Origin of the sequence: Sphingomonas sp., from assembly GCF_965248875.1 — a bacterium.
Lineage (GTDB): Bacteria > Pseudomonadota > Alphaproteobacteria > Sphingomonadales > Sphingomonadaceae > Sphingomonas.
This window is the reverse complement of record NZ_CBDFKR010000011.1, coordinates 1,856,053-1,877,439: the sequence shown is the minus strand read 5'-3', so window position 1 is coordinate 1,877,439 and position 21,387 is coordinate 1,856,053. Positions and strand designations below refer to the sequence as shown.

19 protein-coding genes and 1 tRNA gene are annotated in these 21,387 nt (G+C 65.0%); 9 read left to right on the top strand and 11 right to left on the bottom strand.

Annotated elements, in window-relative coordinates; genetic code table 11:
• Nucleotides 1-6 precede the first annotated feature (6 nt).
• Nucleotides 7-1,311: a hypothetical protein gene (locus tag ACP2AD_RS16340; RefSeq protein WP_425231094.1), complete on the top strand. Its 1,305-nt coding sequence runs from the start codon at nt 7-9 to the stop codon at nt 1,309-1,311.
• Here the strand turns inward: ACP2AD_RS16340 and ACP2AD_RS16335 are convergent.
• A complete protein-coding gene (locus ACP2AD_RS16335) occupies nt 1,308-2,336 on the bottom strand; it encodes an NAD(P)/FAD-dependent oxidoreductase (RefSeq protein ID WP_425231093.1) in 1,029 nt (342 codons plus the stop codon). The genes ACP2AD_RS16340 and ACP2AD_RS16335 overlap by 4 nt on opposite strands.
• A 121-nt stretch (nt 2,337-2,457) precedes the next feature.
• Between ACP2AD_RS16335 and ACP2AD_RS16330 the strand changes: the two genes are divergently transcribed.
• Nucleotides 2,458-4,137, top strand: a complete 1,680-nt coding sequence (locus ACP2AD_RS16330; RefSeq protein WP_425231092.1) for a long-chain-fatty-acid--CoA ligase — start codon at nt 2,458-2,460, stop codon at nt 4,135-4,137.
• A gap of 82 nt (nt 4,138-4,219) precedes the next feature.
• On the opposite strand, the gene ACP2AD_RS16325 is transcribed toward ACP2AD_RS16330, so the two are convergent.
• Complete coding sequence (locus tag ACP2AD_RS16325) at nt 4,220-4,609, bottom strand: hypothetical protein (RefSeq protein WP_425231091.1); 390 nt, start codon at nt 4,607-4,609, stop codon at nt 4,220-4,222.
• 446 nt (nt 4,610-5,055) lie between these two features.
• Between ACP2AD_RS16325 and ACP2AD_RS16320 the strand changes: the two genes are divergently transcribed.
• From ACP2AD_RS16320 to ACP2AD_RS16305, 4 genes are all read left to right on the top strand, one after another.
• Nucleotides 5,056-5,454: a hypothetical protein gene (locus ACP2AD_RS16320; RefSeq protein ID WP_425231090.1), complete on the top strand. Its 399-nt coding sequence runs from the start codon at nt 5,056-5,058 to the stop codon at nt 5,452-5,454.
• Nucleotides 5,455-5,465: 11 nt separating this feature from the next.
• On the top strand, nt 5,466-5,963 hold the full coding sequence (locus ACP2AD_RS16315; protein ID WP_425231089.1) for a DUF2793 domain-containing protein: 498 nt from the start codon (nt 5,466-5,468) through the stop codon (nt 5,961-5,963).
• Between the two features lie 195 nt (nt 5,964-6,158).
• Nucleotides 6,159-7,295 carry an OmpA family protein gene (locus ACP2AD_RS16310; protein WP_425231088.1) on the top strand — a complete coding sequence of 379 codons (1,137 nt, stop codon included), beginning with the start codon at nt 6,159-6,161 and terminating at the stop codon, nt 7,293-7,295.
• Nucleotides 7,296-7,881: 586 nt separating this feature from the next.
• Nucleotides 7,882-9,198 (top strand): UDP-glucose dehydrogenase family protein, encoded by a 1,317-nt coding sequence (locus ACP2AD_RS16305; protein ID WP_425231087.1) that lies wholly within the window; start codon nt 7,882-7,884, stop codon nt 9,196-9,198.
• Between the two features lie 39 nt (nt 9,199-9,237).
• Here ACP2AD_RS16305 and ACP2AD_RS16300 read toward each other — a convergent pair whose 3' ends face one another.
• Both ACP2AD_RS16300 and ACP2AD_RS16295 read right to left on the bottom strand, forming a co-directional pair.
• Complete coding sequence (locus ACP2AD_RS16300) at nt 9,238-9,714, bottom strand: RcnB family protein (RefSeq protein WP_425231086.1); 477 nt, start codon at nt 9,712-9,714, stop codon at nt 9,238-9,240.
• A gap of 123 nt (nt 9,715-9,837) precedes the next feature.
• The gene (locus ACP2AD_RS16295) at nt 9,838-10,548 is read right to left on the bottom strand and encodes a YgfZ/GcvT domain-containing protein (RefSeq protein WP_425231085.1); all 711 of its coding nucleotides are present in this window, start codon (nt 10,546-10,548) and stop codon (nt 9,838-9,840) included.
• A 23-nt stretch (nt 10,549-10,571) separates the two neighbouring features.
• On the opposite strand from ACP2AD_RS16295, the gene pyrC reads away from it, so the two are divergent.
• Nucleotides 10,572-11,609: a dihydroorotase gene (pyrC, locus tag ACP2AD_RS16290; RefSeq protein WP_425231084.1), complete on the top strand. Its 1,038-nt coding sequence runs from the start codon at nt 10,572-10,574 to the stop codon at nt 11,607-11,609.
• Complete coding sequence (locus tag ACP2AD_RS16285; RefSeq protein WP_425231083.1) at nt 11,591-12,073, top strand: RES family NAD+ phosphorylase; 483 nt, start codon at nt 11,591-11,593, stop codon at nt 12,071-12,073. Before pyrC ends, ACP2AD_RS16285 begins: the two co-directional genes overlap by 19 nt.
• An 88-nt stretch (nt 12,074-12,161) precedes the next feature.
• Here the strand turns inward: ACP2AD_RS16285 and ACP2AD_RS16280 are convergent, their stop codons facing one another.
• On the bottom strand, nt 12,162-12,899 hold the full coding sequence (locus ACP2AD_RS16280; RefSeq protein WP_425231082.1) for a DUF1134 domain-containing protein: 738 nt from the start codon (nt 12,897-12,899) through the stop codon (nt 12,162-12,164).
• Between the two features lie 176 nt (nt 12,900-13,075).
• Between ACP2AD_RS16280 and ACP2AD_RS16275 the strand changes: the two genes are divergently transcribed.
• Nucleotides 13,076-13,165: transfer RNA gene (locus ACP2AD_RS16275), tRNA-Ser, on the top strand.
• A gap of 454 nt (nt 13,166-13,619) precedes the next feature.
• On the opposite strand, the gene ACP2AD_RS16270 is transcribed toward ACP2AD_RS16275, so the two are convergent.
• The 6 genes from ACP2AD_RS16270 to ACP2AD_RS16245 all read right to left on the bottom strand — a co-directional run bounded on the left by ACP2AD_RS16270 (nt 13,620) and on the right by ACP2AD_RS16245 (nt 21,381).
• Nucleotides 13,620-14,312, bottom strand: coding sequence for an HWE histidine kinase domain-containing protein (locus ACP2AD_RS16270; RefSeq protein ID WP_425231081.1), 693 nt, complete (start codon nt 14,310-14,312; stop codon nt 13,620-13,622).
• Between the two features lie 391 nt (nt 14,313-14,703).
• A complete protein-coding gene (locus ACP2AD_RS16265) occupies nt 14,704-15,009 on the bottom strand; it encodes a response regulator (RefSeq protein ID WP_425231080.1) in 306 nt (101 codons plus the stop codon).
• Between the two features lie 178 nt (nt 15,010-15,187).
• Nucleotides 15,188-19,396: a PAS domain-containing protein gene (locus ACP2AD_RS16260; protein ID WP_425231079.1), complete on the bottom strand. Its 4,209-nt coding sequence runs from the start codon at nt 19,394-19,396 to the stop codon at nt 15,188-15,190.
• Entirely contained in the window at nt 19,314-19,988 is a 675-nt protein-coding gene (locus ACP2AD_RS16255; RefSeq protein ID WP_425231078.1) for a GAF domain-containing protein, read from the bottom strand. The genes ACP2AD_RS16260 and ACP2AD_RS16255 overlap by 83 nt, the downstream gene beginning before the upstream one ends.
• 194 nt (nt 19,989-20,182) lie before the next feature.
• On the bottom strand, nt 20,183-20,374 hold the full coding sequence (locus ACP2AD_RS16250) for a hypothetical protein (RefSeq protein WP_425231077.1): 192 nt from the start codon (nt 20,372-20,374) through the stop codon (nt 20,183-20,185).
• Between the two features lie 41 nt (nt 20,375-20,415).
• Nucleotides 20,416-21,381: a ribokinase gene (locus tag ACP2AD_RS16245; RefSeq protein ID WP_425231076.1), complete on the bottom strand. Its 966-nt coding sequence runs from the start codon at nt 21,379-21,381 to the stop codon at nt 20,416-20,418.
• Nucleotides 21,382-21,387 lie beyond the last annotated feature (6 nt).

Sequence of the window (21,387 nt, the reverse complement as noted above, 5' to 3'; positions counted from 1 at the left end):
ATCTTCATGGCAAAATATCCGTACCGACATACGCTCGATATCAATCGGGACCCGAATTTCGATGCGCGTGGCCGGGCGATCATCAACGCGGCATTCGAGGTGGCGACGCTGGCGCATGCGGGCCAATCGCGCGACAAAATCGACCCGCAGTGGAAATATATTATTCATCCGATCCTCACGTTCGACCTGATGCGGGCGATGGGCGAGAAGGACCCGATTACCCTTGCCGGGGCACTGCTGCATGACAGCCTCGAGCAAGATTCGAAATACCATGGCGATACGCAGGAACTGCGCAAGGCACTGTGGGGGCGTATCCAGAATACGGATAAGCTGGCCAGTTTCGACGATGTCCTGCCAATCCTTTTACTCGTGGGTGAAGTGACGAACCCGGCGGCGTATGGCGAAGGCAAGGAAATGTATCAGGTAGACCGCGCCCGCACCATGAGCCTCGCCGCAAAAAAGGTCAAGATCGCCGACCAGACTGCGTCGCTCATCTGCAACCTGACGATGGAGAACGATCCACAGAAATTCTCCAATGCGAAGGCAGCGAATTTCACGCAGAAGGCGACGAGCCTGGTCAGTGCGATTGTGCGCTCGGCCGAGGATGTGCCGGAGGAAGCTGGGACCATTCGCCCGTATCATCATTTGTTCGGCCGGGTGCTGCGGCGGGCCGTTCCGCTGCTGAAGGAAAATGACCTTGCGAGGCGCAATATATTGCGGGAGCAGTTCAATTATGATCGCACGCTCCAGAGCAGGAGTGAAGTATCGATCCTGCCAGTACAGACGGATGTGGCAGCGCAGCTGAAATTCGAAGGGCCGATGATCGATGGGGTGCGTGGTGGTGTGGCGCGCGTGGATATCGACCAAAAAGGGCGTGTCTGTAGCTTCGTCATGCGGACTGCACCAAGCGGCGGCCCGCAGCATTGGGTGAACCGGATGCAGCAGGATATCGTGCAATTGCTACGTGATCGCTCCAGCATGGCCCATAGCCAGTTGCAATTGGGCGAAGGGCTCGATGAGCCGCTTCCGGATGGAAGCTATGGGCGGATCTACCGCCTCAACGTGCATCCATTCCTGTTCGTTTCAGCGGCGGGGGAAGCGGGCAGCAAACTGGCGGCTGAAATGAAACTTCCGGCCGCGAAGTATGCGGCGATGAGCAGGGAAGGCATGGATACCGTGCGAAACGAATGTAGCCGAATTGAAGCTACAGACGACTCCGATTGGCGTCAAAAAGTTGAAAAGCGGCGACGTATTGCGGATATAGGCAAGTTATGGGAGCGTAGTTTTGACGGCGAAAGACACCGCCGCTAAACTGTTTTTATCCCCTGAGTCGTTGAATATTCGAAGTGATAGGCCTGACCGGGATAAACGATCTCGCGAATGGCTTGCGCCGCATGCGCTGCTTCCGAAAAGCCGCAAAGGATGAGTTTCAGTTTGTGCGCGTAGGTGGCGATATCGCCGATGGCGAAGATGCCGGGTGTGGTAGTCTGCATCGTGCCGTGATCAACGGTGATATGGTTCATATCGAGGTTGAGTCCCCAGTCGGCGATGGGACCCAGCTCCATAGAGAGGCCAAAGAACGCGAGCAGATGGTGCGCGGTGATGGTGCGCTGCGTGTTGTCCATGTTCTTGACGATAACACCGGTGAGTTTTGTGCCGGCACCGTCAAGCGCTTCGAGCTGGTAGGGCACGACCATTTCGATTTTGCCCGAGGCGGCGAGGGCATACATCTTTTCAACCATGTCCGGCGCGGCGCGGAATTTATCGCGGCGGTGGACAACGTAGATTTTTGCGGCAACATCGGCGAGGGAGACGGCCCAGTCGACGGCGCTGTCGCCACCCCCGGCGATGACGATATTCTGGTCGCGAAAGTCTTCACGCTTGGCGACCATGTAGTGGATGCTTTCCCCTTCGTACTGTTCAATGCCGGCCAGCGGCGGACGGTTGGGGCCGAAGGCGCCGCAACCGGCAGCGATGATAATGGCTTTGGCGAGAATGGTTTTGCCCTTGCTGGTGCTCAAGGTGAAGCCACCAGCGGTTTTGCTGCACTGCGTGACCTGCTCGCCGAGGATGTATTCGGGTGCGAAAGGCGCGGCTTGCTTTTCGAGCTGGGCGATGAGTTCGGCGGCAGGAATGTTCGGGAAACCAGGGATGTCGTAAATGGGTTTTTCCGGGTAAAGCGCTGTGCATTGGCCTCCGACCGCGGGCAATGTATCAATCACACAGCTTTTTATCTTCAGCATACCAAGCTCGAACACTGCGAACAGGCCGACCGGCCCGGCGCCGATAATGGCGACATCCGTTTGAATCGGATTGCTGCTTTGCATCATGCTCATTTGACGGATGGACTTAAAACACGCATACTCAGGATACAACAAAAAAACTAGGGCAAGCTGGGAATAGCACGATGGGTTGCCGCGTTGCGGACGCTTCTCGCACTGACGAAAGGTTGTTATGGTGTCCGCATATTCCTATCCCTGGGAAGCCTGCTACCCCAAAGGCTTAAGCTGGCATGAATCCTTCTATGGCCGTCCGCTTTATTATTTGCTGGATGATGCGGTAGCGAAATGGCCCGACAAGAATGCGCTCGATTTCTTCGGCAAGACCTACACCTATAAACGCCTCGGCGAAATGGTGAACCGGGTGGCGACAGGGCTGGCGGCCATCGGTGTCACGAAGAATACGCGCGTGGGTTTGTTCATGCCGAACTGCCCGCAATATGTAATGTGCTATTACGCGATCCTGAAACTCGGCGGGACGGTGGTGAATTTCAACCCGCTCTATTCGCGGCACGAGATCGAGCATCAGCTGAAGGATGCGAAGGTGGAGGTGATGGCGACCGTGAATCTGCGCCAGACCTATGACAAGCTGGTACCGTTCATCAACAGCAGCACGCTGCGCAAGATCGTCGTCTGCAATTTCGGCGAGGCGATGCCGATGGCGAAACGGGCACTTTTTGCCGCAGCTAAAGCGAAGGACATCGCGCACCCGCCGCATGACAGTTTCCATGTAACGCTAAACACATTGCTCGAGTCGGCGGAGCTGAAAGATTCGCCGAACATCATCCCGGATTCGCACGTCGCAGTGCTGCAATATACCGGCGGCACTACGGGCGTGCCGAAAGGGGCGATGCTGACGCATACGAATCTTTACGCGAATACCATGCAATGTACGCGCTGGATGACGGGGTTGAAGGCGGGCGAGGAAACGATGCTCGCGGTGATCCCATTCTTCCATGTGTTCGCGATGACGGTGGCACTGAACCTCGCCATCGCCAACGGGATGACGATCATCATCCATCCGAAGTTCGACCTCAAACATGTGCTGGCAGATATCGATGCGAAGAAGCCGACGCTGATGCCGGGCGTGAGCACGCTCTATGCGACCATCAACAACGCGCGGACGCTCGATAAATACGATCTGTCGAGCATCAAATACTGCATTTCGGGTGGCGGGCCGCTACCGATGGAAGTGAAATTGCAGTTCGAGAAGCTCACCGGCTGCGTGTTAGTGGAAGGGTACGGCTTGACGGAAAGCTCGCCGGTGACACATTGCAATCCGCTGATCGGGGAAAACAAAACGGGCTCGATCGGTTTGCCGATGCCGGGGACGTTGGTGGAAGTCATCGACAAGGATGACCGCAAGACAGTGCTGAAGCAGGGCGAGATCGGCGAAATTTGTATCAGTGGGCCGCAGGTGATGGCGGGGTACCTTAACCGCGCGGATGAATCGGACAATGTGCTGCGCAACGGGCGGCTGCATACGGGCGATGTCGGCTACATGGACGAGGACGGGTATTTCTACATCGTCGACCGCATCAAGGAGATGATCATCGTCGGCGGGTATAATGTGTATCCGCGCAACGTTGAGGAGCAGATTTATTCGAATCCGAAGGTGAAAGAATGCGCGGTAATTGGCCTCGACCATGCGACACGCGGGCAGATGATCAAGGCGTATATCGTGCTGAAGGATGGCTGCACGCTGGATGAGGCGGAATTGAAAGCGTACCTCAAGCCGCGCATTACGGCGTATGCATTGCCGCATGTGGTGGAGTTTCGCGATAGCTTGCCCAAAAGTGCCATCGGCAAGATCATGAAGAAGGAGTTGGTGGCAGAAGAGAAGGCGAAGAAGGCTTGATTGCTTCAAGTGCTCCGCTGACCGACTTTGCGCGCAGTTTCGCTGGCTGATGGTTCGCCCGGCTCGCGTGCGTTTCGATTTTCTAGAACTTGTAATCCATCTTCGCGCCGAGTTGCAGGCGGCTGTTCTTCGGCTCGATAAAGGTACCGGCCGGGATGGTATCCGTGCCCGAATCCTCCATATGGAAGTAGCGCACGAAGGGTCCGAATTCGAGACCGCGGCCCGCATCGTCGAGGTCATTCAGCATGAAGTCGCCGCGGACTTCGTAGCCGCTGCCCTGATGGTTCTCGAGCTGTGAGTAGCCGGGGATGTTCTCAAGGCGCGTGCTGACATTGCCGTAGAGCAGCGGGCCGCCCTCGATGGTGGGCAGGAAGTGGAAGCCGCGGCCCGTCGGGATGTCATACGTCACGCCGACAGGCAGCATGAGCTGGAAGATGCGGCGGTCATACGCATTGAAGCCGAGGCTGGTCACGCCGCCTTTGCCTTCGTCGCGGTAGTAGCGCGCATCGAGGCCGAGATAGGGCTTGATATGGCCGCCATTGCCGGTGGACTGGTCGTAACCGGCGAGCAGGCGGCCGTCGAATTCCCACTGGTCGGTCCCGTCGAGCGAGCCGCTGATGGATTTGTAATCCTCGCGGCCGTAGCCGCCGCGCAGTTCGGTGCGGGAGAACCAGTTGGGGCTGTAGTGGTGCTCCCAACCCAGGTCGAGTGCGCCGTAGCCGGAGTTGCTCTCGAGGCTGGCGATATCCTCGCGGTAACGGTCCCAGTAGCCCTCGACGCCGACGGAATAGCTATTCGCCCGGTAGGCAGGTTGCGACGCATACGTATAAGCAGGGGAGGGCGACCGCGACCGGCGCGGCGGCGGGGACGCGGTTCGCGCTGCTGACGCCGGATACGGCCAGAGCGATCGACCTGCCGTTGGCCAGCCTGGGTGGCGCGGTGCAGCTGATGGCGGCGGGGATCGGTGACGGCGTCGCGCCCGCGGTGCTACGCGTGGCGGTGACGGGCGCGTCGGTGCTGCCGCCCGCGCCGGTGGCGCTCGGCTGGACCGCGACCGAGGAGGGCGGCGCGGCGGTGCGGTGGACGCGGCGCAGCCGCGTGGGCTGGCGCTGGCTAGACCGCGTTGACGCGCCGCTGTGCGAAGAGCGCGAGGAGTATCGCGTCACCGTCGCGGTGGCGGGCGGCCTGCGCGAGGCGGTGACCGCCGCACCCGTGGCCCAGGTCACCGCCGCCGACCGCGTCGCCGGGCCGGTGACCGTGAGCGTGCGTCAGCGCGGCACGTTCGGCGAATCGACACAAACCGAAGTCGTGATCTGAGGAGGGGACTGATGAGCGAGACGGGACGCTGGGCGCTGCCGCTGCTGGACGCGGGGCAGGCGCAAAAGGAGGTGACGCACAACGAGGCGCTGGCGATTCTCGATCTGCTGCAGGGCGCGAGCGCGGTGGCGGTGGGGACCAACACGCCGCCCGCCACCCCGGCGATCGGGCAGTGCTGGGTGCTGGGCGGCGCACCGGTCGGCGGCTGGGCCGGGCATGCCGGTGCGCTGGCGGCGTGGACGTCGGGTGGCTGGCGCTTCGCGGGGCCGCGCGAAGGGCAGGCGGTGTGGAGCCTCGCCGACACCTGTCCCGCGGTCCATTCCGGCGGGCAGTGGCGGGTCGGACGGATCGCCGCGACGGAACTCTTCATCGGCGGGCAGCAGGTGGTCGGCGCGCGGCGACCGGCCGTCACTGCGCCGGCCGGGGGCAGCGTCGCGGACGCCGAGGCGCGGAGCGCGATCGGCGCTATCCTGGCGGCGCTGACCGCGCACGGGCTGATTGCGGGCTGAGGCGCGACAGTCACCGGCCGACCCAAGATCGCAGCCGCCAACATCCTGCCATCGTCAACTCGCGCATTTCCTTGGATTGGTCCGCACACTGTGGCCCATGCGCCACAGATGCCGTGCATTGTTACCTTGCGCAGCAACCATCGCTTGAGTAGTAAGTTTGCGCTGTCCGAAGTGACACTGTGAAAGGGGTTTAAAATGCGGAAGCTTGCCATTGCTCTGGCGCTGGCCTCCACGACCCTCGCTACGCCTGCTCTGGCCCACGACAAGTCGTGGTATGTCGGGGTTGAGGGTGGCGGGGCCATCGTCGAGAACATCAATTTCGACATCACCACCGCGGCCGGGGCGCGCACTGCGCGGGCCGGCGTCGTCAATCACGACTATGGTTGGGATGTCGGCGGCACCATCGGCTATGATTTCGGCGGGTTCCGCGTCGAGTCCGAGGTGAGCTACCGCTCCGCGTCGGTCGACAGCTATCGCTCGTCGCTGACCACGCCGTATACCACGACGTCCGGCACGACCGCCAACGTTCCGTCCGGCATCTACGGCTATGCCGACGGCCGCACCAACGCCTTGTCGTTCATGGTCAACGGCCTGCTCGACTTCGGCAGCGATGACGGGGTGCAGGGCTTTGTGGGCGGCGGCGTCGGCGTCGCGCGCGTTAAGGGCACCTATGGCCTGACCCGTCGCGGCTTCTTCGCCGACGACTCGGATACGGTGTTCGCCTATCAGGGCCTCGCGGGTATCCGCGCGCCGCTGAGCGATCATATCGATGCGACGCTGAAATATCGCTTCTTCACGGCGGACAGCGTCCGGCTGATCGACACGACCAACCGGACCTATGACGGCAAGTTCCGGTCGCACAGCATCATGGGCGGTGTGACGTACAACTTCTTCACCCCGCCGCCGCCCCCGCCGCCGCCGGTAACCCCGCCGCCGCCGCCGCCGGTGGACGTGACCCCGCCGCCGCCGCCGCCGCCGGTCTGTTCGCCGGGACCGTTCATCGTGTTCTTCGAGTGGGACAAGTCGGACATCACGCCCGAGGCGCAGTCGATCCTCGACAACGCCGTTACCCAGTATCAGACTTGCGGCAACGCGCAGGTCATGCTGGCGGGTCACGCGGACCGCTCCGGCGCGCCGGCGTACAATGTCGGGCTGTCGCAGCGTCGCGCCGACAGCGTGAAGGCATATCTGTCGCAGCACGGCATCGCCGATTCGGTGATCACGACGCAGGCGTTCGGTGAGAGCCGCCCGCGCGTCGATACTGCCGATGGTGTCCGCGAAGTGCAGAACCGCCGCGTGGAAGTGACCTATGGCCCGGGTGCGGGTCAGTAAGTCGCTTACGTTCGGATGAATGTGAAGAGGGGGTCGGCCGCAAGGCCGGCCCCTTTCTGCTTTAGGGGCGCTTAATTCTACGGACGCGGCCTGCCTGGGTATTCGGCTACGTCCGAGCTGGAGCATTTCAGCGCGTTAGGCTCAGGTCTCGATCGCTTGCAGATCGAACGTGCAAGGCCGGATATGCCAATGTTGGGCCTTGGCCTGCTGCGGGGCACAGCCACGTTGGTGGCGGCCTGCGAGAAGCAACCCTCGAGTCGGACATCGGCCGTGGTCGCCAACATCGCGCCGGGGCTTCGTCCAAGATGGGATGCGGACAAGGTGCAGGTCACCGTGCGAAGCGCTGGCGGTCTTGTCGCTGTGGAGAACGGCCCGCTTGCACTGCTGACGCGCCATGTCGGCGACACGGTTCCGGCATCAGCCCAAGGACTAACGCTGACATTGAACGAACGGGCATGTGTCCGCTGACCGCGGCCGTCGGCCAGTCACATTGATAGGCGGCCATGTCGCCAACACCGCGCCGGGTGGCAATTGCCGGGCGCTGCGGTAAGGCCGCGGCCAACCTCCTCGGCAACACGGTTCTACTATGCGCATCACCATGATCGGTTCGGGCTATGTCGGCCTGGTTTCCGGCGCCTGCTTCTCCGATTTCGGGCATCAGGTGACCTGCGTTGACAAGGATGCGGGCAAGATCGAGGCGCTCCGGGCGGGCCGCATGCCGATCTACGAGCCGGGGCTGGACGACCTGGTCGCGACTAACGCGGCAGCCGGGCGGCTGCGCTTTGCGACCGAGCTGGCGCCCGCGGTCGCGGATGCCGACGCCATCTTCATCGCGGTCGGCACGCCGTCGCGGCGCGGCGACGGACACGCCGATCTTTCCTATGTCTTCGCCGCGACCGAAGAGATCGCCGCCGCGCTGACGCGGCCGAGCGTGGTCGTCACCAAATCGACGGTGCCGGTGGGCACGGGCGACGAGGTGGAGCGCATCCTGCGCGAGAAGCGGCCCGACACCGCCGCGCCCGTCGTCTCCAATCCCGAGTTCCTGCGCGAGGGCGCCGCGATCGGCGATTTCAAGCGCCCCGACCGCATCGTCGTCGGCACCGACGATCCCCATGCGCGCGCGGTGATGCAGGACGTGTACCGCCCGCTATATCTCGGCGAGAGCCCGATCCTGTTCACCGGCCGGCGCACCAGCGAGCTGATCAAATACGCCGCCAACGCCTTCCTCGCGACCAAGATCACCTTCATCAACGAGATTGCCGATCTGTGCGAGGCGGTAGGCGCCGATGTCCAGGAGGTCAGCCGCGGCATCGGGCTGGACAACCGCATCGGGCGCAAGTTCCTCCACGCGGGACCAGGCTATGGCGGCTCGTGCTTCCCCAAGGACACGCTGGCGCTGCTCAAGACAGCGGAGGATTTCGGCTCGCCGATCCAGATCGTCGAAGCGGTGGTGAAGGTGAACGACAGCCGCAAGCGTGCGATGGGGCGCAAGGTCCTGGCGGCGCTTGGCGCCGGTGCGGAGGGCGGGGAACCGCGAGGCAAGACGGTGGCGCTGCTGGGGCTGACCTTCAAGCCGAATACCGACGACATGCGCGATGCGCCGTCGCTGGCGATCGCCCAGGCGCTGGCCGATGCCGGTGTCGAGGTGCGCGCCTATGATCCCGAGGGCATGGACGCAGCAAGAGCGATGATGCCTGTGCTGACCTGTTGCCGCGATGCCTACGAGGCCGCGACGGGGGCGGACGCGACCGTGATCGTGACCGAATGGGATGCCTTCCGCGCACTCGACTTCGCGCGGCTGAAGGAGGTGGCGGCGGCACCGGTGCTGGTCGACCTGCGCAACATCTATCGGCGCGAGGCGGTGGAGGCGGCGGGGTTCACCTATGTGGCGGTGGGGCGGTAACGGGACCTCGCCCTGCTTGCGCAGGGCGAGGCCGCCGGCTCAGTAGAAGAAGCCGCCGAACACGCGCAGGACGCGGCCCGAGCGGATGTCGACCAGCACGACGTCGTTACCGTAGCGGATATATTGCTGGTTATAGCCCGGCCGCGCCAGCCGGTAGCGGCTCCAGTCATTGACCCAATAGTTTCGGCCGTAATAGCTCGGCGCGAAGCGGAAGCCGACCGTCACCGGGCGATAGCGATAGCCGCGGGGACCGGCATAGGCGGAACCACGATAGATGTCGGCATGGCTGCGGCGGTAATCCCGCCAGTCCTCGCGGGTCTCACGCTGATCGTCGCGCAGGTCGTGGCGATCGTCACGCGCGGCGCGATAATCACCCCTCGCCCGGTCGTCGCGCACGTCGCGGCGGTCGTCACGGACTTCACGGCGGTCGTGGCGGACTTCGCCATAGCTCTGCGCGGACGCCGCCACGGGCACCAGCGCGGCGGCCGCAAGTGCGGCGGTGATGAGAGTACGCATGCAATCAACTCCTTCTGCGATCACCGGGGGTGGGTCCCGGCATGCACAAGGCAGTACGTCCGAGGCGGTGAACCGGTCCCGAACCGGCCGGTCAGGGCCGCGTCAGGGTTGTAACAGCATGTGTCAGGCGAGTGCCGTCGCCAGCCAGCCGGGGATCAGCGCGTCGCCGAGCGCATCGATGCGGCGCTGCTCGACGGTGAGCCCCAGGCCGGGGTACGCAGCGCGGATACGATTGTGGGACGCGCCGAATGGTGTGACGACAAGGCGCCGGTTGACCTTGGCGCGGTGGTGCATGCGGGCGGTGTTCTCCTGGCCGACATAGCAGCCCTTGGCGAAGCTGACCCCGTTCAGTTCGCCCGCATTGCATTCCAGCCAGAGCGTCTCGCCGCTGCCGAGCTCGGCGACGCCCTCGGTGACGCCGAGGCGGAGGCGGCGCTCCAGCCAGCCAATCGCCGGGCCGGCCGGCGGCGCGAGCCAGCGGCGGCCGAGATCGGCAAGGCGCGGGTCGGGAACGCCGTCGCTCCCTGCGGGCGACCAGTGGACCCCGCGCGCGTCGGACACGATGTCGATCCGACGACGCAGGCGATAGATCGTCAGCCGCTTGTTCAGCGCTTCGGCCTGCGCGGCCTCGCAATCGATCAGCACAGCCTCGCCGTCGGCCCACAGGATGAAATCGAACAGCGCCTTGCCCTGCGGCGTCAGCAGCCCGGCCCAGACCGGCCGCTCGGGCGTCAGCGCGCTGACATCGTTGGTGACCAGCCCCTGGAGGAAGCCACGCACATCCTCGCCGGCAAGGCGCAGGACGGATCGGTCAGTGAGGGTGGTTCCAGCCATGCTGCAAAGGTAAGCACGAGCGCATGGCCGACCAAGTGCTCACCATCTCCTCCTTGACTCTCAGGCGCCCCGACGACTGGCATGTCCATCTGCGCGACGGCGAGATGCTGGCGGCGGTCGCGCCCTATACCGTGCGGCAGTTTGCGCGCGCAATCGTCATGCCCAACCTGTCGCCGCCGGTGACGACCGTGGCGATGGCGCAGGCGTACCGCGCGCGGATTGTCACGGCAGCGGGGCCGGATTTCACGCCGCTGATGACCTGTTACCTGACCGACGGCACCGATCCGGCGGACCTGATCGCCGGGTTCGAAGCGGGCGTGTGGGTCGCGGCGAAGCTATACCCCGCGCACGCGACGACTAACTCCGCGCATGGGGTAAGCGACGTCGCGCGCATCCGCCCGGTGATCGCCGCAATGGAGCGCGCGGGCATGGTGCTGTGCGTGCATGGCGAGGTGACCGACCCGGCGGTCGACATCTTCGATCGCGAGGCGGTGTTCCTGGACCGCGTGCTTGCGCCGCTACTGCGCGACTTCCCGGGGCTCAGGGTGGTGCTGGAGCACATCACCACCGCCGACGCGGCGCAGTTCGTGGCGGACGGGCCGGCGACGCTGGCGGCGACGATCACGCCGCAGCACCTCCACCTCAACCGCAACGCGCTGTTCGCCGACGGGCTCAGGCCGCACGCCTATTGCCTGCCGGTGGTGAAACGCGAGCGGCACCGGCTGGCGGTGCGCGCGGCGGCGGTGTCGGGCAGCCCCAAGTTCTTCCTTGGTACCGACAGCGCGCCTCATGCGGTCGCCGCGAAGGAGAGCGCGTGCGGCTGCGCGGGCATCTTCAACGCGCCCCATGCGCTGGAGAGCTATGCGGCGGTGTTCGAGGCGGAGGGCGCGCTCGACCGGTTCGAGGGCTTCGCGAGCGAGCACGGGGCGCGGTTCTACGGGCGGCCGCTGAACGAGGGGACGGTGACGCTTGTGCGCGAGCCGGTGGACGTGCCGGACCGGGTGGCGGGGATCGTACCGTTCCATGCTGGGGAGCGGTTGGCGTGGCGGGTGGTGGGCTGACGTCCTTAACGGGCCGGTGCTGGCGTGCGGTGCCGCGAGGGCACGGCGCGGCGGTGCTCGAAGGCACAATCCGCGCTGGCCGCTACAATCGGCCCGGCCAGCGGACCCTCTACATGAGCGGATCGCGCGCGGGCGTGGCTGCAGCGATGGCTCGCTACGGCGCGGCGCCACGTACAGTCGCACGCCTGTCGGTCGACGCCGAACGGCTGATCGACCTGCGCGACCCCGCTGCGTGTAACGTTCTCGGCATCGACGCCAGCCGGGTCAAGGAAGACTGGATCGCGGCGCTCGACCGGGGAGACGAGCCGGCGTCGTGGCGCGCATCAGACCGGGCGCGTGCTATCGGTGCGCAGGGACTGATCGACGGCTCGCGGCGACTGCCGGACGCGTGGCACCTGGTGCTCTTCGCGTGGAATAACGAGCGCGGTGCACGGGTTAAGTTCGAAGGGCCGTCACGGGAGTAATCCCGTGACGTCGGACAGGCTCGGCTCTGCCGACCTGCCGGCCGGCCTTGCCCGAATTAGTCGGGCGTGGCCGGCTGCCGGGCTGCGGCTAAAACGGCAGCAGCTTGCTGCGGTGGGTGAACTTCATGTAGCCCACGTTCACCCCCGCGCGCACGCCGACGCCCAGACGGACCGGGATCAGCACGACGTTGCCGCGGCGCAGGTAAGTCGCCGCGAAGCCGCCGACGAAATACAGGCGCCCCTCGCCGCCCGGGAAGCGGTGGTACAGATCCTCCGTGTCGTAGAGGTTGTAGACCAGCACGAAGACCTTGGCCGCGTCGCCGCCGACGTCGAAGCCGACCGATGGCCCGGTCCAATAGACCGGCTGCTGCCCCTCGACCCGGTGGCTCAGCACGCCCGAGCCGTAGCGCAGCCCGACGACGAACGCGCCTGACGCCTCGCGGCCGGCGATATAGGCGTTGGGGCGGCCCTGTTCGCGCAGCGTCCGCTCGATGATCCCCGCCAGCCCCTGCGCGCCGCGTCCGAACACGCCCTCCGCCGCGCCGAGCAGGTCGTCGCGGCTATAGGTGTCGGCGGAGCGGGTGGTCGCGTCGGCGGCGCTCTCGCCGGGCGGCGGCGCGGACGGCACCTGTGGCGGTGGCGTCGTGTCAGCGGCAGGCCGCTCGTCGGCAGGAACCGGCTCGGCCGGAGGCGCCACCGGCACGGGCGGCGGCGTCGTCTGCGGCGCCGCCAGCGCTGTGTTCGGGTCGACCGAGCGCACCTGCGCGGACGCGGCCGCTGCCACAAACAGCGCTGCTCCCGCCATTGCCGTCCAGATCGTCCGCATCCGCCTCGCTCCCGCCATCGCGCGAGGTTAACCACCCGGCGCGTTGCGGCGCAATGAACCGACGCGCCGGACAGAGTCGGGCGCGCGCCGAGCCGTCGCGCGCGCCGGCGCCGGCAAGCCGCCAAGTCCGGTTGATCGTCCTTGCCCCCGCCGCTATAGCCATGTCAGCCATAGCCGGAGACGTGGGTGAGTGGCTGAAACCAACGCTTTGCTAAAGCGTCGTACCGGAAACGGTACCGAGGGTTCGAATCCCTCCGTCTCCGCCACCTAGTATTCAGTTTCGCAGGGCTACAGATAAACAGGGCAAAACGCCCCCGTTTTCGGCCATTGCTGCGCTTGTTCGGTACCGCGGAGGGCCGGCTCCACGCGCCATCGCGCGATCTTTGAGGCATTTTCTCTGCCCCGAGAGGCGCAGTACCGAACCGGAATGTGCGCCAATGATGTGACGAACGGCTGCTTGCGGGCTGTTCATCAGGGAAGAAAAAGAGGGTATAAGCGGGCCAGCGATCCCGCATTTGGCAACCCGGCCGCCCTGTATCCTCCACGGGACGGGGATTGCGGCGTTTCCCTGTTTTCGCTCGAACAGGGAAACGTAGAAAAGGCTGGGCGGCGTAGGCTTTTCCCGATGGGCGTGTTGGATGAAATCGTTCCGCAAGGAGCGTGGGTTCGGTTCTCGCCCGCACCACTTATTCCAACGACTATATTCGGTAAGTCTTGAGGTCAGTTCTGGTCCTGGACTTCGACGACACGCCCGATCTGGTCAGTGAGGGGGAAGCGCAGGGTGCACCGTAATCCGTCGGCCTCAAAGGCGAGGGCGGTCGTTGCTTTCAGCTCATAGGCAACCGTGCGGGTCAGAACTTCGGTTCCAAACCCTTCATGCGAGCCCTTGCCGACGCCGTTCGAGCCAAGTTCCTTCCAGATGATCGTCAAAAGGGGATCAGCCTGCTCTGCTGCAACGTTCCAAGCGATCTCGATCTGGCCGGCGCCAGCGCCAAGGGCGCCGTGTTCGACCGCGTTGACGGCGAGTTCGTGGACCGCCAGCGCAAGGACCTGCCCCGCTCTTGGCTGAAAATGGATTTCCGGGCCAGACAGTGTGACTTGCTCGCCTTCCTGCGCCTGGTATTGGATCAGTTCGTCTACGAACAGGTCGTAAAGCCCGACCGATCCCCGCTCGTCGGCGGCGCCCTGCGCACGCGCCACGGCTGCCACCCGATCTTCGAGGTGGTTGACGTAAGCGTCCAGGTTGCGGTTGGTTTCCGCTGACTTGCGAATGATGACCCGCAGCATCGCCAGCGTACTCTGCAACCGGTGCCGAAGCTCGCCCGGCGCGTCGCGCTGATCGAGGAGTCGGCGCAGCCTCCCATTGTCCGCTTCTAGCTCTGCAAGACGGGTTGTGTTGTCGTTCTCTGCCACAGCCACTTCCTGCTATTACGCAGTTCTAATGCTCGTCGACTCTAGCCGTTCAGCCCGGCGTCTTCTCTTAATTGCCGCAAGGTTGCGATGTGAACAAGCCCCGCTCGGTGCCGCGTGATGCTGGCACAGACGAATATGGGCGGGGCAAGTTCAATAACTCATGTTAGCGAGCGACGTGGATTTCTGGCCTGATATCTTTGCCGATCGATTTTGTCGGTCGCTGGAGCGAACTGGCGCATGTGGCCGAGTTCGATCCTCAGGTCCTGCTGCTGAAACAGCACCCTGAAGGCCTCGCCGCGTAAACTGCCGGGACCTATACAGTCGATCACGCGCCTGATGTGGACGCTGCTCTCCTTGGCATGCGCGCCGCTCCCGCCGCGATCAGCGAAACTTATTGCGCATCATGCCCGGCGTGCAGTGCACGCGTGACGGCCGCAGCGTTCACCGGCTTTTCGCAGCGCATGACGTGCCGCCAAGCCGTTGGCACCGCCGCTTCATCATAGCCGGTCGCGAAGATAAACGGGATTCCGCGCGCGGTGAGCGCGTCGGCGACCGGATAGACCATTTCCCCATTCAGGTTGATGTCGAGTATCGCGCTATTCACGTCGGGCGCACCATCCAGCAGCGACAGCGCCTCCGTCACGGAGGAGACCGGCCCGAGCACCGTCGCGCCCGCGTCCTCCAACGCCTCCAGCATGGCGTCGGCGATGAAATAATCATCTTCGACCAGCAGGATGCGACGGGCGTTTAACAAAGCCTAATTCACGGTGATACCCCGCTACCCGCAATCGGCACGGTGATCGTGCAGCGCACTCCGTCGCGGCCAAGCTCGTATGTGGTCCGAGCGTGGAGCTGGTAGGGGAGCGCGCGTTCGATCAGCTCGCGTCCATAGCCGCCGCCGCGCGCCGGCGCGCCAGCTTCGGGCATGTCGACGTCGCTCTCCTGCCACTCGACATGGAGCTGAGGCGAACCGTCGGACCGCTCGACATGCCAGCGAACGGTGAGCCGTCCGTCCGGGTTGGCTGGCGACAGGGCGCCATATTTGTCGCGTTGGTGGCCAGTTCATGGAGCGCGAGCGCGAAGGTCTGGACCGTGCTTGAGCTAAGCGGCACCCCGGCCGGGCCGTCGAGCGTCACCTTCTCACCCGTGCCGTTCCCGGCGAGCGCGGCCAGTTCGGAGCGTAGCAACTCGTCGAAGCTAATCTTTTCGACCGAGGTGGTGCGTGAGAGCAGTCCTTGCACGCGCGCGAGCGATTCCAGCCGGTGCTGAAAGCGCCCCTTGAAGTTTTCGAGCGAACCCGCACCACGCACCGTCTTGTCGGCGATCGAGCGGACGACCGCGACGAGGTTGCGGGTGCGGTGCTGCAGCTCCGCTACTAGTATTTCCTGACGATCGCCCGCCTCCTTGGCGTCGGTGATGTCCGCACCAACGCCGGCGATCCACTGAACCTTGCCGGCTGCGTCACGCAAGGGGAAGTCGGTATTTTGGACCCAACGCAATGCGCCGTCTGAGGCACGCCGCATGCGGAACTCCATCTCTATCCGCTCCCCGGCGCGCACGCGCCGGAAATTGGCAAAAACGATTTTTCGGCTTTCCGGCTCGATCAACCGGGCCCAACTCAACAGACTTCCATCCCCGCCGCGATCAGGGCCGGGGATACCATAGATCGCGTCGAAGGCGGGGCTTGCGAACGTCATGCGCAGCGACTGCGCGTCCCTGATCCACAGGACATTGGTGGAGGCGTCGGCGAACTGGCGGAAGCGGGTTTGTTCTTCATGCAGCGCCGCCTCGGCGCGCGCGCGCTCGATTGCCGCCCAGATGCGCTCCGCTGCCTCCTCGAGCAGGACGATCTCGCCCGCCGTCCATTGCCTCGGTTCAGTCGACACGGCGCCGATGGCCCAGATAAGCGTCCCACCGCCGCGGCGGATCGGCACCGCGGCGTAGCCCACGGCGCTCAGACCCACGAACGACTGCCGATCCTGCTCGGTCAGGCGGGGGTCGGTACGGACGTCGGTATAGATGATGGGACGCTCCAGAAATTCCTTGAGTGCATTGGGAAAAGCCGAGCTGTCATATGTGCCCAGCATCGGCGGCATGTCCGCGTGATGGACGTCATGGGTGACCTCTATCCGGTCGTCGTCGAGGTTTGCCGTGACGAAGTAGACGCGGTCCAAAACCAGGGCGTCGGCAATCATGCCGGCCCCCAGCCGGCCGACGGCGTCAACGCCCTCCTCGGCGCGCAAGGCATCGCCGAGCTTGAGCAGGAAGGTCTGCCGCTCCTCGCTGTCACGCAGCGCCGTCTCGGCCCGCTTCCGGTCGGTCATGTCCTCGTACAGCAGGATGAGGCGGTCGCCGCCCTGCGGGTAGGCGAAGGCGGAAAACCAGCGGTCGAGCGGGCCGAGGGCGAACTCGAACTGTTCCGGTACGCCGCCGCGCGCGACGCGACCGAACGTCTCGTGCCACCAAGGCTCCATTCCGGGAATGACCTCGCTCGCGAGACGGCCCTTCGCGTGCGCGGCCGGGATGCCGACCAGCCGCTCGAAGGCTGGGTTCAACTCGAAGTAGCGGTGATCGACCGCGCGTCCGTCGGCGTCGCGCACGACCTCGACTTCCCCATACCCCTGGCCCATCGTCTCGAACAGCGAGCGGTGCTTCTTCTCACTCGCGCCGAGAGCGGCCTCGACGCGCGCGCGCTCGACCGCCGCCCAGACGCGTTCGGCGGTGTCGTCGATCATCGCGATCTCGGCGGCGGTCCACTCCCTCGGCCGATCCTGAACCACGCAGAGCGCGGCCTCCACTCGGCCGCGCTTGATGAGAGGGACGTCGACCCAGGCGATGACGTCGACGCTCGCGTAGTGCTCCCGCTCGGGCTCGCTGATATCCGCCGTGGCGTTGTCCTCAACGATCCAGGTGCGGCCCTCGCAGAGCCTGTCGTATGCGGAACGGAAGGTATCGATCGGATATCGCGCGGCAAGGCTGGCCGTTCCGGGCGTCGCGTAGTCGCGTGTGACCTCCCCGTAATCGGCCCCAGCCGGCCACTGAACGTAGTACACCCGGTTGGCGCTAAGCTGTTCGCCGAGCAGCCGGGTCGCCGCCTCGGTGATCTCGCCGGTGTCCGCCAGCGGGCGCAGGGCGTTGCTGAGTTTGAGCAGGAACGCCTGCCCTTCCTCGCGCTCCCGCTCGGCCTCCTCGGCATAGTGGCGCTCGGTCTGCCGGTCGACCTGGTGGATGATGGCGGTGACGTTGCCGTCCGCGCCGAGCAGCGGCGCGTTGGTGGCCAGCCACCAATGCGGCTCGAACCCCTCGGGAGTCGCGAGATCGTAGCGCACGCGCTCCATCGCATCGGTGCTTTCCGTCGCGAGAACCTTATTTAGCGAGATGGCAAGCGCTTCCGACCCGAGCTGACCCGGGCGGCGCGGATCGTCGGTGAAGACGTCGAATAGCCGCCGGCCGACAAGCGTTTCCGGCGTCGTCAGCGTCGCGGCGAAATAAGCTTCGTTCGCCGCGGTGATGATGAAATCCGGCGGGTTCGGGTCCAGCACCATGAACGGTACCGGCGACGCGGCGAACAGCGCTTGGAACCGCGCCTCGCTGTCGCGCAGGCGCTCTACCGCTTCGCGGCGTTCGGTGACGTCGCTGCCGGCACCGAACCATTCTACGATCTCGCCTTGCTCGTCGAGCAGCGGCACCGCGCGCGACCGCACCCAGCCCACACCGCCATCGGCAAGGCGTACGCGATGTTCCAGCTCGAACATCGACTTGGTACGGATCGCTTGGCTGATCGCGTCGCGGACAGCTGGCAAATCGTCCTCGGGAATGTACTTCTCTATCCAGTCTTCATTGGGATTGGCCGTAGCCGCGAGCGTACCGCCGTCGAGCTCGAACATCAGCCGCCAGTCGGGGCTCATCCGATAGATGGAAGCCGCCCCCGTGGTGGCCAGCGCGCGGAAACGCTGCTCGCTGTCGCGTTGCGCCGCCTCGCGACTCCTCCGCTCGGTAGTGTCCGCGGAGACGACACAGACCTGTCGGCGTTCATCGCCTCCGACGCGGGTCGCGAACACATTGTACCAGCGGCCGGTGTGCTGGTGATGAATTTCGAAGCGCTTCGACGTGTTGGTGCGCGCGACCTCGCTGAACGTCTCGATCCAGACGGCGTCGTCGCCGGGGTTGATCTCGCTGCCCAATTTGCCGGTGACGTTCTGGTTGCCGGTCTGCCGCTCGAACGCGTCGTTGACCTCCACGAAGCGAAAGTCCGGCTGCTGGCCATCGGTGTCCGGCAGGAACTCGATCAACGCATAGCCGTCGTCGATCGACTGGAACAACGAACGATATTTGAGTTCGTTTTCGCGCAGCGCATCCGCGGTCCGCTTGGCGTCGTCAATGTCGCTGATGACGCTGGCCTGTGCCGTGACCTGCCCGTTCGTATCGTGGATCGGCACCGATGCGACGCTGGTCCAAACCTCGCGACCGTCGTCAGACGTGTAAAGCATCTCCTGACCGGGCACGACGCGCTCGCCCCGGATGGCGCGCGCGCCGGGAAAGTTCCCGGGTTCGAGCGGACGCCCCTCCGCATCCCAGGCCCGCCATCGATCTAAGACGCCTGGATCACGGGAAGGGAGCGTTCCGTGGGGCAGGAATCGCCTGTATTGCTGGTTGGCCGTCACGACTTTGCCGTCCATGTCGATGACGGCGAGGCCGACCGGCACGCTCTCGAACTCAGCCGCCAGCCGAGCCTCGCTCTCACGCTGCGCGACCTCGGCCTGTTTGCGCGCCGTGATATCGCTCGCCGCGCCGAACCATTCCACGATTTCGCCAGCGGCATCGAGGATCGGAATAGCGCGCGACATTGCCCAGCCAATCTCCCCGTCCTCGCGGCGAACTTTGTGCTCAAGCTCAAACACACCCTTGGTCTCAATTGCTCGACGGATTGCCTCGAGAGTCCGCGCGTGATCTTCGGGCGGGATGTAATCGCGGAGCCAGTCGCGACTTGGGCTGGCGGCATCAGCAATGAAGTCGCCCCCCCGCCAATTCACGCAGTTCGCGCATGTCGGAATGCATGATGTAAAACACGTCCGAACTGGCATGAGCCAAGGCCCGAAGACGTGTGTCGCTTGCCAGTCTGCCCGCCTCGGCGGAATGGAGGGCGAGTGTCATCTGGTATCCCGCCGACGCGAACCGGGCGAGCCCTTGGAGCAGGCGCGCGTCCTCACGGTCGAACTTACGGTCGGCGCTGTGCAGATTGATCCAGAGCGTTCCGACCGGTCTGCCGCTCACATGAAACGGCACCAGGAGTCCTTCGCGGATCAGCGGTTCGACCTGCGCCTCTGCAAAGAATCTTTCCGGGCTTTCGATCAGCAGCAGCTGGTCGCGCCGAACCGCTAATCCGCAGGGGCTGGCGTCGAACGGGATGGTGCTGCCACGCAGCTGGCTCCAGACACCGGCGAGGGCTACCCAACGAAACCGGCGTATTTCCGCCACCTCTTCGATGCTGACACCGGCAGAATCCCCGATACCGAGCTGAACGATCGTATCGGCCAGCTTTTGAAGCAGATTCTCAGGATGCTCCGCCAGCTCCTTCGCCAACGCTTCGAGCGCCCGGCTTTCGGCGGCGTAGTCCCGAGGACGGCTGATCCTTCCGTTCAGCCGGTCGGTGACGATTATGTCGTCGGCGTTCAAGCCTTCTTGTTCGGGATATTCTGGACTCCTGTCGGTATCCGAACGTGTTCCGTGCGAGTGATTTACCCACGACGGCAGCCACCTCAACGCACGGCAAGCGGCAATCGATCATGACACCATCAGAGTGGGCTGCTTGCCACATTCACGAACGCGCGCAGACGCGACATTGCTTGGCGTAGGGCGCGCCATGAACGCTAAAAACCCGTCCAGCCGCGGCCTCGCGTGATCGGCTGGGGTCGCGCCGTTTGATAGACGCCGTTCGCAAGCATGGCGCGGTCGATGTGGATACCCACTGCCTCGCCGGTCACCAACCACTGGTCCAACGCGCGCCGCTGGTGACAATGACCGGCATGCCCGCCGCCGTCCCGCTCGGCGGCATCCACCATATGGCCTTTCGTTGCCGCGACGCCGAACAGACGCGCTGGTTCTACGAGGATGTGCTGGACCTGCCCGCCGCCGCCGGGCTGGTCGTCGAGACCGTACCGGGAACCGACGCCGTCACCTCCGCCATCCGCGGCATCGACGGCGCCGCCCCCGCCCGGCCCACCGCCAGCGCCGCCGCCGCATGCGCGACCGCGAGCGACGGGGCGAGCGGCGTGCCCGCAGCCAGCCCGGCGCATAGATAGCCGCAGAAGCAATCGCCCGCGCCGGTCGTGTCCACCACGCTCGCCGCTACGCCGGGCGACAGCAAAACGCCGCCCCGGTCGACGGTGACCGAGCCCGCCGCACCGCGCGTGACGATGATCCGCTGGCCGGGGCGGGTCAGGAGCGTTCGCGCGAGAGCGGCCACCTGCTCCGGCGACCATGGCGCCGTCTCGCAACCTCCAAACCCGGCCAGCTCGGTTTCGTTGACGATCACCACGTCCGCCGACGCGAGACAGCGCACCGCATCGGGACGGAACGGCGCCGCGTTCAGGACGGTGGTCGCCCCGGGTGGCCGCGCGGCGAAGAAGGTCAGCACAGCCTCCACCGGCGACTCGAGCTGCGCAAGCAGCACCGCCGCGCGCACGGGCGGCGGTGTGCCCACCAGCGCGTTGGCGCCGCTCGCCACGACGATCTGGTTTTCTCCGGCTGCGTCGACCAGAATATAGGCAACACCCGTGGGCGCGTCGACGACCCGCACGTCATCGGCGTCGATTCCCTCGGCCTGCAGCATCCCCATCAGCGCCCGGCCGTCCGCATCGTCGCCGACCGCGCCGATCAGGCGGACGGCCGCACCCGCGCGCGCCGCGGCGACCGCCTGGTTCGCACCCTTGCCGCCGGGATGGCGCGTAACCGCCGCCGCCGAGATCGTCTCGCCGGGTTCGGGGAAGCGTGCCACCGCAACAACCACGTCCATGTTGACGCTGCCCAGCACCGCGACGCTGCCAAGCAACGGATCGTCGTCAGTCATCGGCAT

Excerpts from the sequence above, each read along its gene's own strand:
- ACP2AD_RS16315 (WP_425231089.1), top strand. The coding sequence starts at position 5,466 with ATGAGCGAGACGGGACGCTGGGCGCTGCCGCTGCTGGACGCGGGGCAG.
- ACP2AD_RS16295 (WP_425231085.1), bottom strand. The coding sequence starts at position 10,548 with ATGGCTGGAACCACCCTCACTGACCGATCCGTCCTGCGCCTTGCCGGC.
- ACP2AD_RS16300 (WP_425231086.1), bottom strand. The coding sequence starts at position 9,714 with ATGCGTACTCTCATCACCGCCGCACTTGCGGCCGCCGCGCTGGTGCCC.
- ACP2AD_RS16245 (WP_425231076.1), bottom strand. The coding sequence starts at position 21,381 with ATGACTGACGACGATCCGTTGCTTGGCAGCGTCGCGGTGCTGGGCAGC.
- ACP2AD_RS16305 (WP_425231087.1), top strand. The coding sequence starts at position 7,882 with ATGCGCATCACCATGATCGGTTCGGGCTATGTCGGCCTGGTTTCCGGC.
- ACP2AD_RS16265 (WP_425231080.1), bottom strand. The coding sequence starts at position 15,009 with ATGCTGGAGGCGTTGGAGGACGCGGGCGCGACGGTGCTCGGGCCGGTC.
- ACP2AD_RS16340 (WP_425231094.1), top strand. The coding sequence starts at position 7 with ATGGCAAAATATCCGTACCGACATACGCTCGATATCAATCGGGACCCG.
- ACP2AD_RS16250 (WP_425231077.1), bottom strand. The coding sequence starts at position 20,374 with ATGGTGGATGCCGCCGAGCGGGACGGCGGCGGGCATGCCGGTCATTGT.
- ACP2AD_RS16280 (WP_425231082.1), bottom strand. The coding sequence starts at position 12,899 with ATGCGGACGATCTGGACGGCAATGGCGGGAGCAGCGCTGTTTGTGGCA.
- pyrC (WP_425231084.1), top strand. The coding sequence starts at position 10,572 with ATGGCCGACCAAGTGCTCACCATCTCCTCCTTGACTCTCAGGCGCCCC.
- ACP2AD_RS16260 (WP_425231079.1), bottom strand. The coding sequence starts at position 19,396 with ATGCCAGTTCGGACGTGTTTTACATCATGCATTCCGACATGCGCGAAC.
- ACP2AD_RS16335 (WP_425231093.1), bottom strand. The coding sequence starts at position 2,336 with ATGAGCATGATGCAAAGCAGCAATCCGATTCAAACGGATGTCGCCATT.
- ACP2AD_RS16310 (WP_425231088.1), top strand. The coding sequence starts at position 6,159 with ATGCGGAAGCTTGCCATTGCTCTGGCGCTGGCCTCCACGACCCTCGCT.